This is a genomic window from Marinobacter sp. es.048, assembly GCF_900188435.1.
Lineage (GTDB): Bacteria > Pseudomonadota > Gammaproteobacteria > Pseudomonadales > Oleiphilaceae > Marinobacter.
The window spans coordinates 871,697-886,656 of the sequence record NZ_FYFA01000001.1; the positions used below are offsets into that span (position 1 = coordinate 871,697).

The 14,960-nt window shown below is 59.2% G+C and carries 13 protein-coding genes; 9 read left to right on the forward strand and 4 right to left on the reverse strand.

Annotated features, from left to right (window positions below; translation table 11 throughout):
- Nucleotides 1–2 precede the first annotated feature (2 nt).
- Nucleotides 3–1,016 carry a histone deacetylase family protein gene (locus tag CFT65_RS03960; RefSeq protein ID WP_088826717.1) on the reverse strand — a complete coding sequence of 338 codons (1,014 nt, stop codon included), beginning with the start codon at nt 1,014–1,016 and terminating at the stop codon, nt 3–5.
- Nucleotides 1,017–1,201: 185 nt separating this feature from the next.
- Here CFT65_RS03960 and CFT65_RS03965 point away from each other — a divergent pair, with 185 nt between their 5' ends.
- Both CFT65_RS03965 and uvrD read left to right on the forward strand, forming a co-directional pair.
- Complete coding sequence (locus CFT65_RS03965; protein ID WP_088826718.1) at nt 1,202–2,653, forward strand: NAD-dependent succinate-semialdehyde dehydrogenase; 1,452 nt, start codon at nt 1,202–1,204, stop codon at nt 2,651–2,653.
- Nucleotides 2,654–3,042: 389 nt separating this feature from the next.
- On the forward strand, nt 3,043–5,208 hold the full coding sequence (gene uvrD, locus CFT65_RS03970; RefSeq protein WP_088826719.1) for a DNA helicase II: 2,166 nt from the start codon (nt 3,043–3,045) through the stop codon (nt 5,206–5,208).
- A gap of 12 nt (nt 5,209–5,220) precedes the next feature.
- Here uvrD and CFT65_RS03975 read toward each other — a convergent pair whose 3' ends face one another.
- Together CFT65_RS03975 and arsB are read right to left on the reverse strand one after the other, a co-directional pair.
- Entirely contained in the window at nt 5,221–6,018 is a 798-nt protein-coding gene (locus CFT65_RS03975) for an undecaprenyl-diphosphate phosphatase (protein ID WP_088826720.1), read from the reverse strand.
- A gap of 129 nt (nt 6,019–6,147) precedes the next feature.
- Nucleotides 6,148–7,218, reverse strand: a complete 1,071-nt coding sequence (gene arsB / locus CFT65_RS03980; protein ID WP_088826721.1) for an ACR3 family arsenite efflux transporter — start codon at nt 7,216–7,218, stop codon at nt 6,148–6,150.
- A gap of 91 nt (nt 7,219–7,309) precedes the next feature.
- Here arsB and CFT65_RS03985 point away from each other — a divergent pair, with 91 nt between their 5' ends.
- Genes CFT65_RS03985 through arsJ form a run of 3 tightly spaced genes read left to right on the forward strand, consistent with a single transcriptional unit; the run spans nt 7,310 to nt 10,320 of the window.
- Nucleotides 7,310–8,074: a metalloregulator ArsR/SmtB family transcription factor gene (locus tag CFT65_RS03985; protein WP_088826722.1), complete on the forward strand. Its 765-nt coding sequence runs from the start codon at nt 7,310–7,312 to the stop codon at nt 8,072–8,074.
- Nucleotides 8,075–8,120: 46 nt separating this feature from the next.
- Entirely contained in the window at nt 8,121–9,125 is a 1,005-nt protein-coding gene (locus tag CFT65_RS03990) for an ArsJ-associated glyceraldehyde-3-phosphate dehydrogenase (protein WP_088826723.1), read from the forward strand.
- Between the two features lies 1 nt (nt 9,126).
- Nucleotides 9,127–10,320, forward strand: coding sequence for an organoarsenical effux MFS transporter ArsJ (gene arsJ, locus CFT65_RS03995; RefSeq protein ID WP_088826724.1), 1,194 nt, complete (start codon nt 9,127–9,129; stop codon nt 10,318–10,320).
- Between the two features lie 7 nt (nt 10,321–10,327).
- Here the strand turns inward: arsJ and CFT65_RS04000 are convergent, their stop codons facing one another.
- Nucleotides 10,328–10,954 (reverse strand): hypothetical protein, encoded by a 627-nt coding sequence (locus CFT65_RS04000; RefSeq protein WP_088826725.1) that lies wholly within the window; start codon nt 10,952–10,954, stop codon nt 10,328–10,330.
- 89 nt (nt 10,955–11,043) lie between these two features.
- Between CFT65_RS04000 and CFT65_RS04005 the strand changes: the two genes are divergently transcribed.
- The 4 genes from CFT65_RS04005 to CFT65_RS04020 all read left to right on the forward strand — a co-directional run bounded on the left by CFT65_RS04005 (nt 11,044) and on the right by CFT65_RS04020 (nt 14,853).
- Entirely contained in the window at nt 11,044–11,652 is a 609-nt protein-coding gene (locus tag CFT65_RS04005) for an ABC transporter ATP-binding protein (RefSeq protein WP_088828148.1), read from the forward strand.
- Nucleotides 11,639–12,436, forward strand: a complete 798-nt coding sequence (locus CFT65_RS04010) for an ABC transporter permease (protein ID WP_088826726.1) — start codon at nt 11,639–11,641, stop codon at nt 12,434–12,436. The genes CFT65_RS04005 and CFT65_RS04010 overlap by 14 nt, the downstream gene beginning before the upstream one ends.
- A 99-nt stretch (nt 12,437–12,535) precedes the next feature.
- A complete protein-coding gene (locus CFT65_RS04015) occupies nt 12,536–13,723 on the forward strand; it encodes an MFS transporter (RefSeq protein ID WP_088826727.1) in 1,188 nt (395 codons plus the stop codon).
- Nucleotides 13,724–13,731: 8 nt separating this feature from the next.
- Entirely contained in the window at nt 13,732–14,853 is a 1,122-nt protein-coding gene (locus CFT65_RS04020) for a tRNA-queuosine alpha-mannosyltransferase domain-containing protein (RefSeq protein ID WP_088826728.1), read from the forward strand.
- The last annotated feature ends 107 nt before the right edge of the window (nt 14,854–14,960 follow it).

A 14,960-nucleotide genomic window follows, 5' to 3' on the forward strand; every position in this document is an offset into this window, starting at 1 on the left:
CGTCAGCCTGCCAGACCTTTGAAGAACTGCTGGACGTTCTCGCTCAGAGCCTCCAGGTCATAACCGCCTTCCTGCACTACCAGCGTCGGCAGCCCCAGCTGACGCACGTGGGTGCTGAGCTTGCAGAAACCTTCGGAGGAAACTGACACCTTGGCCTGAGGGTCGTTCTTGTAGATGTCGAAACCCAGGGCGAGGATCAGGGCATCCGGCTGGAACAGCTTGATCGCCGCCAGGGCCTCATCCAGTTTCGCGAAGAAATCATCCTCGGTTGAGCCGTGGGGCATCGGCATATTGATGTTGTAGCCAAAACCTTCCCCTTCGCCACGCTCGTTTTCAAAACCGGAGACCACCGGGTAGAAGTTGGTGGTGTCGCCGTGGATGGAGATGTACAGCACGTCGCTGCGATCGTAGAAAATTTCCTGAATGCCCTGGCCATGGTGCATGTCGGTGTCCAGGATCACGATTCTCGGAAACCGGGCTTTCATGTGCTCGGCAGCAATCGCGGCGTTGTTCAGGTAGCAGAAACCGCCCGCGGCATCCCGGCGGGCATGGTGCCCCGGCGGGCGACAGACGGCGTAGGAAGTGCGGTCGCCGGCAATCAGAGCGTCGGCGGCACCCAGCGCGCTCTGGGCAGACCAGTAGGCGGCATGCCAGGTATGCTCGCCAATCGGGCAACTGCCATCGGCCTGATAGCGGGCCGCCTCGGCCAGGATGCCAGTCAGGTGGTTCGGGGAACGCACAAAGATATTCGAAATAACCTCCTCGCCCCAGTCATCCATTGCTTTCCAGCGCCGATGAGCGGATTCCAGAAAGCGCAGGTAGCCCAGATCGTGAACCTTTGAGATCGGCCCCGCACCCTGGTCTGCGGGCTGTAGCACGGAGATGCCCATTTCTCTCAGTCCGCCCAGCATTTCCCCGGTCCGAGCAGGGATCTCCTGGGGCTGGCGCATCTGTCCCCGGGTAAAGTACGTCTGTGGAATATGCTCATCCTGTGCAGGATGGAAAAATGCCTTCATTGTCCGCTCTCCTGGGTGTCTGATCCCCGAGTATAGGCACACTCAGGCGATGATCAAAAGCCTGCCCTTGACTTTACAGGTCGGGATACAACATCCACTATGAAAGACATAAAACACTGACGCAACCAGATTACCTGTACTGCGCCCCACTCGGGGGCGGAGCCAATCACAGAAGAGGAGCCGAGATGATCGAGTCACCCCTGCTGGAAAAGCTGACCGGCTATATCGGTGGTCGCTGGACTGACAATGAGCATGGCAACACCTTCGATGTTTATAACCCGGCAACGGGCAAGGTGATTGCCCAGGTCGCATCCATGTCGGAAGATGAAGTGAACGCAGCCATTGCATCCGGCAAGTCGGCATTGCGGCTGACCAGTCCCTACAGCATCGAGACCCGCCGTAAATGGCTGGAAGACATTCGGGACGCGCTCAGGGCCAACAAGGAAGAGGTCGGCCGTATTCTCTGTATGGAGCACGGCAAACCTCTGCAAGAGGCCCAGGGTGAAGTGGATTACGCCGCCGGGTTCTTCGATTACTGCTCGAAGCACATCCAGGCCCTCGATGCCCACACCATTCCCGAAAAGCCGAAGGATTGCACCTGGACTGTTCATTATCGGCCCATTGGTGTCACCGGCCTGATCACGCCCTGGAACTTCCCCATTGGCATGATCGCCAAGAAGCTTTCCGCGGCCCTGGCGGCAGGCTGCCCGTCGGTCATCAAACCGGCCAGCGAAACCCCGCTGACCATGATGGCCCTGTTCAGCCTGATGGATAAGCACACCGACATGCCGGATGGCATGGTCAATCTGGTGATGGGCAAAGCCAGCGTGATCGGCAAAGTCCTGTGCGAGAGCCCGGATGTCCCCATGCTCAGCTTCACCGGTTCCACTGAAGTGGGCCGCAAGCTCATCGTCGACACGGCGGATCAGGTCAAGAAGCTGGCCCTGGAGTTGGGTGGCAACGCGCCGTTCATCGTCTTCGATGATGCCGACCTGGATGCGGCGGCGGATAACCTGATCGCCAACAAATTCCGGGGTGGCGGTCAGACCTGTGTCTGTGCCAACCGGATTTTCGTGCATGAGAAAGTGGCCGATGCCTTCGGTGAAAAGCTTGCCGAGCGCGTTAACAAGATGACCGTCGGTGACGGCATCAACGGCGATGTGGATCTTGGACCGCTGATCAACCAGGCCGGCTACGACAAGGTCAAGCGTCACGTGCAGGATGCTCTGGAAAAAGGCGCCACCCTGGTTGCCGGCAAGAAACCGGAAGATCTGGGTAACGACCTGTTCTTCCCGCCCACGGTGGTACACGGTGTGAACCGGGATATGTGCTGCTACCAGGAAGAAACCTTCGGTCCGCTGGTACCCATGGCCCTGTTCCGCACGGAAGAGGAAGTCATCGAAGCTGGTAACGACACCGAGTTCGGCCTGGCCTCCTATGTGTTCACCAACGACGCCCAACGCGCCCAGCGCGTGGCTGCCGGCCTTCGCTTCGGCCATTGTGGCTGGAACACTGGTACCGGCCCGACACCGGAAGCGCCGTTTGGTGGCATGAAGGCCTCGGGTATTGGCCGTGAAGGTGGCCTGGAAGGTCTGTTCGAGTTTGTGGAAGCTCAGACGGTTCCCAGAGGCTTCTAAAAAAATAGCCCTCATCCATGAGGGTGTCGCACGGGGGAGGTTCCCCTTCAGGACACGCTACGAGCACCCGCACGCGGGTCCAGCCTGCAATCTTAGATTGCAGGCGTTCGGCTGTCGCATGAAGCTTTGCTTCATAAGCGCTCGGCCTTACCCATGTGCGCTTGGCTGTGGCCATCCATGGCCACAGACAGTCCTGAAGGGGAACCTCCCCCGCGCTATTTCTGGCGGTGGGTGACGGCTGATCAAACTTCCACACCTGACATGACGTAGGTCGGATTAGCAAAGCGTAATCCGACAAACAACTACGAACCATCCCCACCCGGAAATCCCTTCTTTCTCCTGTTATACTCGTTAACCTGTTTATTTAACCAGTAGCGAACCGATTCTTTATGGACGTCTCCCACATCATCGATCCGTTGAACGATGCCCAGCGCGAAGCTGTAACTGCCCAGAATGACCACTTGCTGGTGCTTGCCGGCGCGGGCAGCGGCAAAACCCGCGTTTTGGTCCATCGAATCGCCTGGTTGATGACCGTGGATCGGGTGCCGCCCACTGGCATCCTGGCGGTGACGTTTACCAACAAGGCCGCCAAGGAAATGCGTTACCGCATTGAGCAGATGATGGACATTCCGGCCCGCGGCCTCTGGTTTGGCACCTTTCATGGCATCGCTCACCGGTTACTGCGTTCGCACTGGAAAGACGCGGGGTTGCCGGAGAACTTCCAGGTGCTGGACAGCGACGACCAGCTGCGACTGATCAAGCGGGTGATGCGGGAAAACCAGATTGATGAGAGCAAGTGGCCGCCCAAGCAGGCCCAGTGGTTTATCAGTAGCCAGAAGGACGAAGGGCTGCGGGCGGATCACATCCAGGAGAATCCGGGTGATCATTTCCTGTCGATCATGCTGAAGATCTATCGCCAGTACGAGAAGCTCTGCCAGCAGGGTGGTCTGGTGGATTTTGGCGAGTTGCTGCTGCGCTCCCATGAACTGTGGCTGCATCGGCCGGAGTTGCTGGCCCATTACCAGAGCCGGTTCCAGCACATCCTGGTGGACGAGTTTCAGGATACCAACACCATTCAATACGCCTGGCTGCAGGTGCTGGCCAGCAATCGCGTGCCAATGACGGTGGTGGGGGATGACGATCAGTCTATTTATGGCTGGCGGGGCGCCAAGGTCGAAAACATCCAGCAGTACCAGCGGGATTTCCCCAATGCCCGGCTGGTGCGTCTGGAGCAGAACTACCGCTCCACCCAGATGATCCTGAAAGCCGCTAACGCGGTGATCGCCAACAACCAGGGCCGGCTGGGCAAGGAGCTCTGGACCGACGGTCCGGAAGGCGAACCGATCAGCCTTTACGCGGCATTCAACGAACAGGACGAAGCCAACTACATCGCAGACAGCATCTCTGCCTGGGTGCAGGAGGGTAACCTGCGCAGTGAATCCGCCATTCTCTACCGCTCCAACGCTCAATCCCGGGTGCTGGAAGAAGCGCTGATGCGCCAGGGTATTCCTTACCGGGTTTACGGCGGCCTGCGATTCTATGATCGTCAGGAAATCCGCAACGCCCTGGCGTACCTCAGGCTGGTGCAATATCGCCGCGACGATGCGGCATTTGAGCGAGTAGTGAACGTGCCGCCACGTGGCATTGGCGCCAAGAGCCTCGCGGAGCTTAGGGAATACGCGACCGAGCAGAGCATCTCGTTGTGGGAATCCGCCGAGCGTCTGCTGGAAGCCGGACAGGTGAAAGGCCGGGCCAAAACCGGGTTGCAGTCGTTTATAGCGATTATTGAAAAGCTGTCCGGCATGGTGGGGGATGCCTCTCTGCATGGTTTGATGAAACAGACCATTGAGGACAGTGGCCTGAAGGATTATCACGCCAGCGAGAAAGGTGAGAAAGGCCAGGCCCGGGTGGAGAACCTCGAGGAACTGGTGAATGCCCTGTCTGATTACGAGGTAGAGGATGGCGTGGACGCGCTGTCGGAATTCATCGCCCAGGCGGCTCTGGATGCTGGTGAATCCCAGGCCGAGGACCATGAAGACAGCGTTCAGTTAATGACTCTGCACTCTGCCAAGGGTCTGGAATTCCCGTTGGTGTTCCTGGCCGGCGTGGAAGAGGGGCTGTTTCCTCACGGCATGTCCCTGGAAGAGCCCGGCCGTATGGAAGAAGAGCGCCGCCTGGCTTACGTGGGCATTACCCGGGCCATGAAAAAGCTGGTGCTCACTTATGCCGAATCCCGGCGTTTGTATGGTCAGGAAAAGTTCAACGCGTTGTCCCGGTTTGTGCGGGAGATTCCGGGCGACTGTCTGCAGGAAGTGCGGCTACGCAATACGGTGACCCGTCCCGCGATGGTTGGGCGTCCTAACGAAAGCATGTTCAGCCAGGATTCGGCCCAGCAATCCGGTTTCAGCCTGGGGCAGCGGGTACGCCATCCCAAGTTTGGCGAGGGTATCGTGATGAACTCCGAGGGCACCGGGCACCATACTCGGGTGCAGGTGAACTTTGATGAGGGCGCCAAGTGGCTGGTTCTGGCTTATGCGCCTCTCGAGGCCTGCTAATTGTAAGCAGGCCTACACCAGAACTGCGTAAATCACACCCGCCAGAACAATCCGGTAGATAACGTAAGGCCACATGCCTACCTTGTTGAGCCACTTCAGGAAGAAGTGGATCGCGGTAATGGCCATCAGGAACGAAGTTACCCCGCCAATCAGAAAACCACTCCAGTCGACGATCACATCCGAAGTTGCTACTTCCAGCAGTTTGACTGCCGATGCCAGCACGATAATCGGAATTGCCAGCAGAAATGAGAACCGGGAGGCGGTTTCGCGGGTCATGCCGAGGAACAGGCCGGCGGTGATGGTAACGCCTGAACGGGACGTACCGGGGACCAGGGCCATGGCCTGGGCAATGCCAACGAGGACGGCGTCTTTCCAGTTCAGTTTGTCGAGGGTGCGCTGACGTTTGGGCAGCCAGTCTGCGAGGCCGAGGAGCAGGCCGAAGAAGAGGGTGGTAAAGAAGATGACTTCCACCGCCCGCAGTTCGTTGTCGATCATATCCAGCAACGCGAGGCCAGCCAGGCCAGCAGGGATGGTGCCGATCACGAGGTACCAGGCCAGGGCGCCCTGGCCAACGATTTTGCGGCGGCTGACGGAAATCAGTCCGTCCCGGGCAATGCCGAAAACATCCCTCCGGAAATAGAGTACAACCGCCAGCAAGGTTCCCACGTGCACTGAAAGGTCGAAACCCACGCCCTGATCGGTCCAGCCGAACAGGGCCGGGGTGAGGATCAGGTGGGCGGAGCTGGAGATGGGGAGGAATTCGGTCAGTCCCTGGAGAAGCCCAAGGAAAAGGGCCTGAAAAACGTCCATTGCGTGGATTCCGTCAGATTCGGTGCGTCAGAAATGTGGCCGCGATATTAGCAGGGTGTGGGTGAGCTGAACAGGTAATGCGAGTGAGGCCAGCGCCGTGACCAAAAGCCCGGCGCTGGCCGCCGCTATTTACGCCGGAAACCGATCCCGGGTCTTGTTGGCGATGCGAACAAGCACCAGCATCAGAGGAACCTCCACCAACACGCCGACCACGGTAGCCAACGCTGCGCCGGATTGGAGGCCGAACAGGGCGATGGCAGCGGCCACGGCCAGTTCGAAGAAGTTGCTGGCACCAATCATGGCCCCCGGCGCCGCGATGCAGTGGCGCACTTTCCACAGCTTGGCCCAGCCGTAGGTCAGGAAGAAAATCAGGAAGGTTTGAACGATCAATGGCACGGCGATCAGCACTATGTGCAGGGGATTGTTCAGGATCACTTCGCCCTGGAAGGCAAACAGCAGCACCAGAGTGACGATCAGCGCCGCCGGGGTGACCGGGCTGAGGCGCTTCATGAAAACGTCGTCGTACCATTGCTGGCCGTGGCGGGAGATGAGGGCGCGGCGGGTCAGGTAGCCGGCCGTTAGCGGAATGACGATGTACAAGAGTACGGACAGCAGCACGGTATCCCAGGGCACCTGGATGTCGGAAATGCCCAGCAGGAAAACAACAATCGGCGCGAAGGCAAACAGCATGATGATGTCGTTCAGGGATACCTGCACCAGGGTGTAGGCGGCGTCGCCTTTGGTCAGGTAGCTCCAGACGAACACCATGGCGGTGCACGGCGCCGCGCCTAACAGGATTGCGCCGGCCAGGTACTCGCTGGCCAGTCCCGGAGCGATCCATGGCTCGAACACCACCATCAGGAAGAACCAGGCAATGGCAAACATGGTGAAGGGTTTGATCAGCCAGTTGACGATGGTGGTGATGGCCAGCCCCTTTGGCTCTTTTCGCACGCCGACCACGGCACTGAAATCAATCTGCGCCATCATCGGGAAAATCATTGCCCAGATCAGAATGGCGATGGGAATGGACACCTGCACGTACTCGAAACGGGACAAGGTCTCGGGTACCACCGGCGCGAGCTGGCCGAGGGTAACGCCTGTGATGATGGCCAGGGCCACCCAGACCGACAGGAACTTGCCGAACAAATCCATGCCGCCATTGGCGCCTTCAGCCTGGGTTATTTCTGTGTTGGTGCTCATCTTATTTGAGGATTCCTTTACTCGTAGGGAGGCTGAATCTATTATGCATAAAATTAGATATACATAAAATCGAATATACGGAATTCCAGATATGAAGCGCCGCGTTCTATTTGTCTGTACCGCCAACAGTGCCCGTTCTTTGATGGCAGAAGCATTGCTTCGGAACATGGCCGGAGACCGGTTTGAAGTGGCCAGCGCCGGTACCGAGCCAACCAGGCCCCACCCGATGGCACTGCAGGTGCTGGAGGAATCCGGCATATCCACCGAAGGATTGCACAGCAAGCAGCTGGCCGATGTGCAGGGACAATACTGGGATTACGTGATTACCCTGTGCGAGAAAGCTGCGAACGAGTGTGGCACGGTCTGTCAGCCGGCCCAGCAGATTGCCTGGCATTTTGCCGATCCGATACCCGCAAACCGACACGCCGCTTTTGCCGTCACCCTGAAGGAAATCAAAGAGCGCATTGCGCTATTCGCACTGGTACACCAGAAAGAAACCGGAGCGAAACCCGCCAGCTATGACCCGGTCACGGTGTTCAAGGCCTTGGCCGACGACTTTCGCCTGGCAGCCGTGCTGCTGATTCGAAGCCAGGAACAACTCTGCGTCTGCGAGCTTACTGAAGCCTTTGAAGCACCCCAGCCGAAAGTCAGCCGTCATCTGGCCAGTCTGAGGGATGCTGGCCTGCTGGCAACGGAGCGTCGGGGCCAGTGGATCTATTATTCCCTGAACCCGGGCATTCCGCAGTGGCTGGCCCGGGTGCTGGATGAAACTGCCAGTCACAACACCGGACTGATCGAGAGCCCGCTTGCCCGGTTGCAGGCCATGGCAGGCCGCCCGTCTGTCCAATGCCTGTAACCATCACAGGATTTAATGACGGAAGAGACCACCTCAGGAGCGCATCATGAGCAAGATCAAAGTAGGCATTAACGGATTCGGCCGTATTGGTCGTCTGGCGTTGCGGGCTGCGTGGCAGTGGCCCGGTATGGAGTTTGTGGCAATCAACGACCCGGGTGCCGATGCCGCCACACTGGCTCACCTGCTCAACTTTGACAGCATCCATGGTCGCTGGAGCCAGGAGGCTACCTCGGACGAAACGGATATCGTCATCGATGGCCATCGCATTCGCGTGACTCACAATCGCACCATCGGTGAAACCGACTGGTCCGGCTGCGATCTGGTGATTGAGGCCAGTGGTGTGAACAAGAAGGTCAGTGCCCTGCAGGCGTATTTGGATCAGGGCGTTAAGCGGGTTGTGGTTACAGCACCGGTGAAGGAGGCGGGTGCCAAGAACATTGTGGTCGGTGTGAACGATGATATCTTCGACCCGGCCAACGACGGCATTGTCACCGCCGCCTCCTGCACCACCAACTGCCTGGCGCCAGTGGTGAAGGTGATTCATGAGAAGCTGGGCATCAAGCACGGCACCATTACCACCATTCACAGCCTGACCAACACCCAGACCATCATCGATGCACCCCACAAGGATCTGCGCCGTGCGAGGGCCTGTGGAAGTTCATTGATTCCCACCAGCACCGGTTCAGCAACGGCGATTATCGAGATATTCCCGGAACTGAAAGGCCGCCTGGATGGCCATGCTGTGCGTGTGCCGCTAACCAATGCGTCGCTGACCGATTGCGTGTTTGAAGTTGAAACGGCCACGGACAGGGATACCGTAAACCAGCTGTTGAAAGAAGCCGCCGAAGGCGAGCTCAAAGGCATCCTGGGTTACGAAGAGCGACCGCTGGTGTCCATCGATTACAAGACCGACTCCCGCTCCTCCATAATCGATGCCCTTTCCACCATGGTGGTCAACGGCACCCAGGTGAAGATCTACGCCTGGTATGACAATGAATGGGGCTACGCCAACCGCACCGCGGAACTCGCGCGCAGGGTGGGTACTGCCTGACATGACGGCCGCCATCCGACAGTACCTGGTGATCACCGGCAATTACTGGGCGTTTACCCTGACCGATGGCGCCCTGCGTATGCTGGTGGTGCTGCATTTTCACCAGCTGGGTTACACTCCCCTGGCCATCGCCCTGTTGTTCATCTTTTACGAATTCTTCGGCGTGGTGACCAATCTGGTGGGCGGTTACCTGGGCGCCCGCATGGGGCTGAATCGCACCATGAACATCGGGTTGTTCCTTCAGATCGTGGCGCTGGCCATGCTGGCGGTACCGGCGGCGATGCTGACAGTGCCCTGGGTAATGGCGGCGCAGGCGCTCTCGGGCATTGCCAAGGACCTGAACAAAATGTCCGCCAAGAGCGGCATCAAGCTGCTGGTGCCGGATGAGCAGCAGGGCACCCTGTACAAGTGGGTAGCGATTCTCACCGGCTCCAAGAACACCCTCAAGGGTGTTGGTTTCTTTCTCGGTGGTGTCCTGCTGATGACTGCCGGCTTCAAGGGTGCCGTGATTATCATGGCGGTGGCTTTGGGGCTGGTCTGGCTGGCCAGCCTGTTTTTGCTGGGACAGGATCTGGGCAAGAGCAAGGCCAAGCCGAAATTTAGCGAGATCCTCTCCAAAAGTCGGACCATCAATGTCTTGTCCGCGGCCCGGATGTTTCTGTTCGGAGCCCGGGATGTCTGGTTTGTGGTGGCCTTGCCGGTGTACCTGCACACGGTCTTTGGCTGGGATTTCTGGAAAGTGGGCGGCTTTATGGCCAGCTGGATTATCGGCTATGGCTTTATCCAGAGCATTGCCCCGCGCATCACCGGCAACATGGAAGGCAAACAGCCTGCCGTGCTCTGGGCAGCAGCGCTGGCGCTGATTCCGGCAGCGATTGCCATCGGCCTGACAGTGGGTTGGTCACCCCAGATCGTGATTGTTGGTGGCCTGCTGTTGTTTGGTGTGCTGTTTGCCGTCAACTCCTCTTTGCACAGCTATTTAATCGTCAGCTATGCCCGTGGTGATGGCGTGTCCCTGGATGTGGGGTTCTATTACATGTCGAACGCCGCCGGCCGGCTACTGGGAACAATTCTGTCCGGGTGGGTCTATCAGGCCTGGGGGCTGGAGGCCTGCTTGTGGATATCGTCGGGCCTGGTGGCCATGGCAGCGTTGCTGTCGGTTTTGTTGCCCGAGCGGCGGCAAGTGACGGCGTGACAGGGCCTCAGAACCGAATGGCCAGCCCTGCGGCGGCCTCCACCTGCAGGTAGCCGCTGCTGTCGAATCTGAGTTCGCAGCCGCCGGAGCAAAACGCGGAACCTCCCGAGTTCAGGGCTGTGTAAATCCCCTGCAGATCCAGCCTCAGGCGCAGTTGTTCAGTCAGGAAAAACTGGTACCCGCCGCCAATGGACAGGGCGGCCCGGTGGTGGGTTTCATACCGTGAATCGTCCGGCTCGAGGCGGCTAACGCCAAACACACCAGAGACAAATCCGCCGTGATTCTGGCCACCCGGGAAATACAGCCCGCCGAACTGGAGCTGGTAGATCGTCAGGTCGATGGAATCCAGGCCCGGTGCAAACAGACCATTGTCCAGTCGGGCCGAGGTGCTCTGCCGGCCGAAATAAATCTCTCCCTGTTTGCCGGGCTCTGCCAGATCAAAATTGAACACCAGCCCCTGGCTGGCGGAATCCCGGAAGTCGATCTGGTCTGAGGTGCTGGCGCCGGCGGTCTCGATATCCACCGAACTGCTCATGCGAAAACCTGCAAACGGTGCCAGGCTGACCTCTGCTGCCAACGGCGGGGCAATCAGTGCAGATGCCATTGTGAAGGTAATAAGAGATCGAAGCTTCATACATCCCTGGCCTGTGTGGCTGGTTGTTGGCAGGACACTGTGCAATGGTATACCCATTATGAACCTTGGTGAGTCCTGGTGATGCTATCTTGACAGATTTGGTGCTGGAAAATCTCAGCGTTGGCACTCTCAGTAATGTGTCATTGACGGTACCCGGTGGGCAGGTTGCCTGTCTGTCCGGTCCTTCGGGCAGCGGCAAAAGTCGTCTGCTCAGGGCCGTAGCCGATCTCGAACCACACGACGGAAATGTCTCCCTCGGTGGTATAGGTCAGCAGGCCATACCCGCACACCAATGGCGAAGCCGGGTGGTAATGGTGCCGGCAGACAGTCAGTGGTGGTTTGACGATGTGGGTGGTCACTTCCCGGATGATGCAACGGCAGGATTGCCGTCAGCGCTGGGTTTTCCGCCCGGGGTCATGGAGTGGTCGGTGAGTCGGTTGTCTTCCGGTGAGCGACAGCGGCTGGCGCTCTGGCGGGCCCTGGTGCTTGAGCCTGAGGTTCTGTTACTGGACGAACCCACCGCCAACCTCGACAACGACAGCACGGAAGCCATTGAAGCCTGGCTGCTTGAGGAAATCCGGAGACGGCAGATCGCAGTGCTCTGGGTTGCCCATGATGTTGGCCAGATTCATCGGGTGGCCGATGCCCATTACCGGATCGTTGGCACCAGTCTGGAGCGCGCAGATGGAAGTGATTGATCTGGCGTGGTGGAAGCTCGGGCTGGCGGCCCTGCTGGTACTTGCCCTGGCAGCGACAGGCTATCTGGCCCGCCTGGGCATTACCCGAAACCTGCTGATCGCCGCCCTGCGTACGGTAATACAGCTGGCGCTGATAGGGCTGGTACTGGAAGCCCTGTTTGCCTCCGCCGCCTTTTACTGGATAGCGTTGCTGGCTCTGATCATGCTCCTGATTGCTGGCCGGGAGGTTGTTGCGCGCCAGGGCCGACGGTTACGGGGCTGGTGGGCCTTCAGTATCGGCACAGGATCGATGTTCGTATCGTCCTTTACGGTGACGGTACTGGCCCTCACCGTGGTGATCGGCCCAGACCCCTGGTACACCCCGCAGTACGCCATTCCCCTTCTGGGCATGATGCTCGGCAACACCATGACAGGCGTCAGCCTGGCGCTCGATCGTTTGAATGAATCGGTCTGGCGGCAGCGGGCCGTCATCGAGAACCGCCTGATGTTGGGCCAGACCTGGAAGCAGGCGCTGGAGGATAGCCGAAGGGACGCCATGCGCAGTGGTATGATGCCATCCATTAACGCCATGGCCGCCGCCGGTATCGTCAGCCTGCCCGGCATGATGACTGGCCAGATTCTCGCGGGTAGCCCACCGGCAGTGGCGGTGAAATACCAGATCCTGGTGATGCTGATCATCACCGTTGGCACCGGGTTTGGTGCCCTGATGGCGGTATCCTGGGGCGGTCGCCGATTGTTCGACGACCGGGAGCGCCTGCGGCTGGATCGGCTGGTAAAACCCTGAAAAAGCAATGCCATAGCCAACAAGACACCAAAGTAGCATGGGCGAAGTGAGCCTCCCGGGGCTAGGCTTGTTCCATCGCGCGGATAAAAGACAACAACAATGATCGACCTGCTACGACGTTACCCCCTCCCCGTGATCGTTCTGGCCCAGCTTTTCGGCACCTCGCTCTGGTTCAGTATCAACGGTGTCTGGCTGTCGCTGGCCAGCGAGCTAAGCTTGACGGAAACAGATCTGGGCCGGCTGACACTGGCCGTTCAGGCGGGGTTTATCGCGGGTACCCTGACCATTGCGGTGACCGGTCTGGCCGACCGCTTTGGCGCCAGTCGGATCTTTGCGCTGTCGAGCCTGTTGGGGGCACTGGTTAACGGTGGATTTATTTTCGCTGCCGGTGCGCCGCCGCTCGATTTCCTCCTGCGCTTCGCCACGGGTCTTTGTCTGGCCGGTATCTATCCCCTGGGCATGAAAATGGTAATCGCCTGGACGCCAAAGTATGCCGGGGCTGCCCTGGCCTGGCTGGTGGGCATGCTGACACTGGGAACGGCGCTGCCACACCTGATGCGTGGGGCAACCCTCGGCATGCCGTGGGAGTGGCCGCTGATGGCGGCGTCCTGTCTTGCCGTGGCCGGAGGGCTGCTGGTGTTTCTGCTGGGTGACGGCCCGCACCTGCCCAAAAGCAGCGGGCGATTGCCCCTGAGCCAGGGGCTGGCCGCCTTGCGCATCCCGAGATTCCGGTCCGTGGCCGGCGGCTACTTCGGCCATATGTGGGAGCTCTATGCGTTCTGGACATTAACGCCGCTGCTCATCGGCCGGGAACTGCAGCGCATGGGGCAGAGTGACGCACTCATTCCCTGGTTGTCGTTCGCCGTGATCGGCATTGGTGCGGCAGGCTGCGTGGGTGGTGGAAGGCTTAGCCGAACCCGGGGCAGCGAATGGGTGGCCCGGCGAGCGCTGATGGTATCCGGGGCTTTCTGTCTTGTGTATCCCTGGTTGAACGGGCTGGCTCCGGTCCTGCTGATTGCGTTGCTGGTCATCTGGGGAGTTGCTGTGGTTGCCGATTCGCCTCAATTCTCGGCGCTGGCTTCGGCAACGGCACCGAGGGAATCGGTGGGCTCCTCTCTGGCGGTGATGAATGCGGTCGGGTTTGGTTTGACGCTGCCTGCCATCTGGCTGACCAGTGGATTGTGGGGCCAGCTGAATGTCTGGGTAGTTCTGTTGCTGTTTCCTGGCCCGGTGCTCGGGCTTTGGGCGCTCTCGCGAACGCGGCCTGAGGCCAAGGCGGGTCGGTGAGAAGGCGTATGAGGAGCCCCGGAACGTTCAACCCGAGGATATTGCTTCTATCTGGCTACGATGCCGCCAGTCACAGGCGTTGGCGCGAACAGTTAAGCGCGATGTTTCCGGATTATGAATGGCAGAATCTTGTTCTGCCGCCAAGGTTCTTCCGCTGGCGCATCCGTGGCAACCCGTTGAGCTGGCTGAATGAGCCGCGCCTACAGGAATCCTGGAATCTGATCATCGCGACGTCCATGGTGGATCTGGCGACGCTGCGTGGCCTGCACCCGCGTCTTGCCCACACCCCCTGCCTGCTCTACATGCATGAAAATCAGTTCGCCTTTCCGGTATCCCGCGGCCAGAACGCCAGCGCTGATCCGCAGATGGTGAATCTCTATAGCGCGCTGTCGGCCGATTGTGTGGTGTTCAACAGTGGCTGGAACCGGGACAGTTTTCTGGCTGGCGCCGCCTCTTTCCTCCAGAAGCTGCCCGACGAGGTGCCCGAAGGACTGATCGAAACGCTGCGTGACAAGTCCCGGGTGATACCGGTGCCAATTGAAGACCGGTTGTTTGCTGATCGCCCGTCACTTATGAACCGGGCCTGCCCCCATTTGCTCTGGAACCATCGCTGGGAATACGACAAAGGACCTGACCGTTTGCTGAAGTTCCTGCAGGTGCTGGAGGAGCGCTCGGTGCCGTTCAGGTTGAGCGTGGTGGGCGAGCGGTTTCGCAGCTACCCGAAGGCATTTGACCGGATCCGGGAACAGTTTGGTCCTTGCATCGAACACTGGGGGTTCCTGGAAAGCCGTGACGACTATGATCAGTTGCTGCGCCAGGCAGATATTGTGATCTCAACGGCTCTGCACGATTTCCAGGGGCTGTCGATGCTCGAAGCCATGGCATCAGGATGTGTGCCCCTGGCTCCGGATCGCTTGGCTTATCGGGAGTACGTGCCGGATCTGTCTCGGTATGAGAGCCATAAAGAGAATACAGCGCTGGAGGCTGAAGCGGCCGCTGACACGCTTGAAAAGCTGCTGGACGAACAACCTCTGGCCTGCCCGCCGGAGGCTTGGCAGGCGTCCAGCCTGGCCGGCGACTATGAGTCCCTGTTCCAACACCTGATCAAGGCAGGATCGGGCATTTCCTGAACCTTTTTCTTCTCCAAACCTGTCTCAGATCAATCCCTCTACCTTGCGGTTAGCCCGCCCGATACTAGACTCAGAACTGTCTTTCGGCCTCACCATAAGGAGTCGTG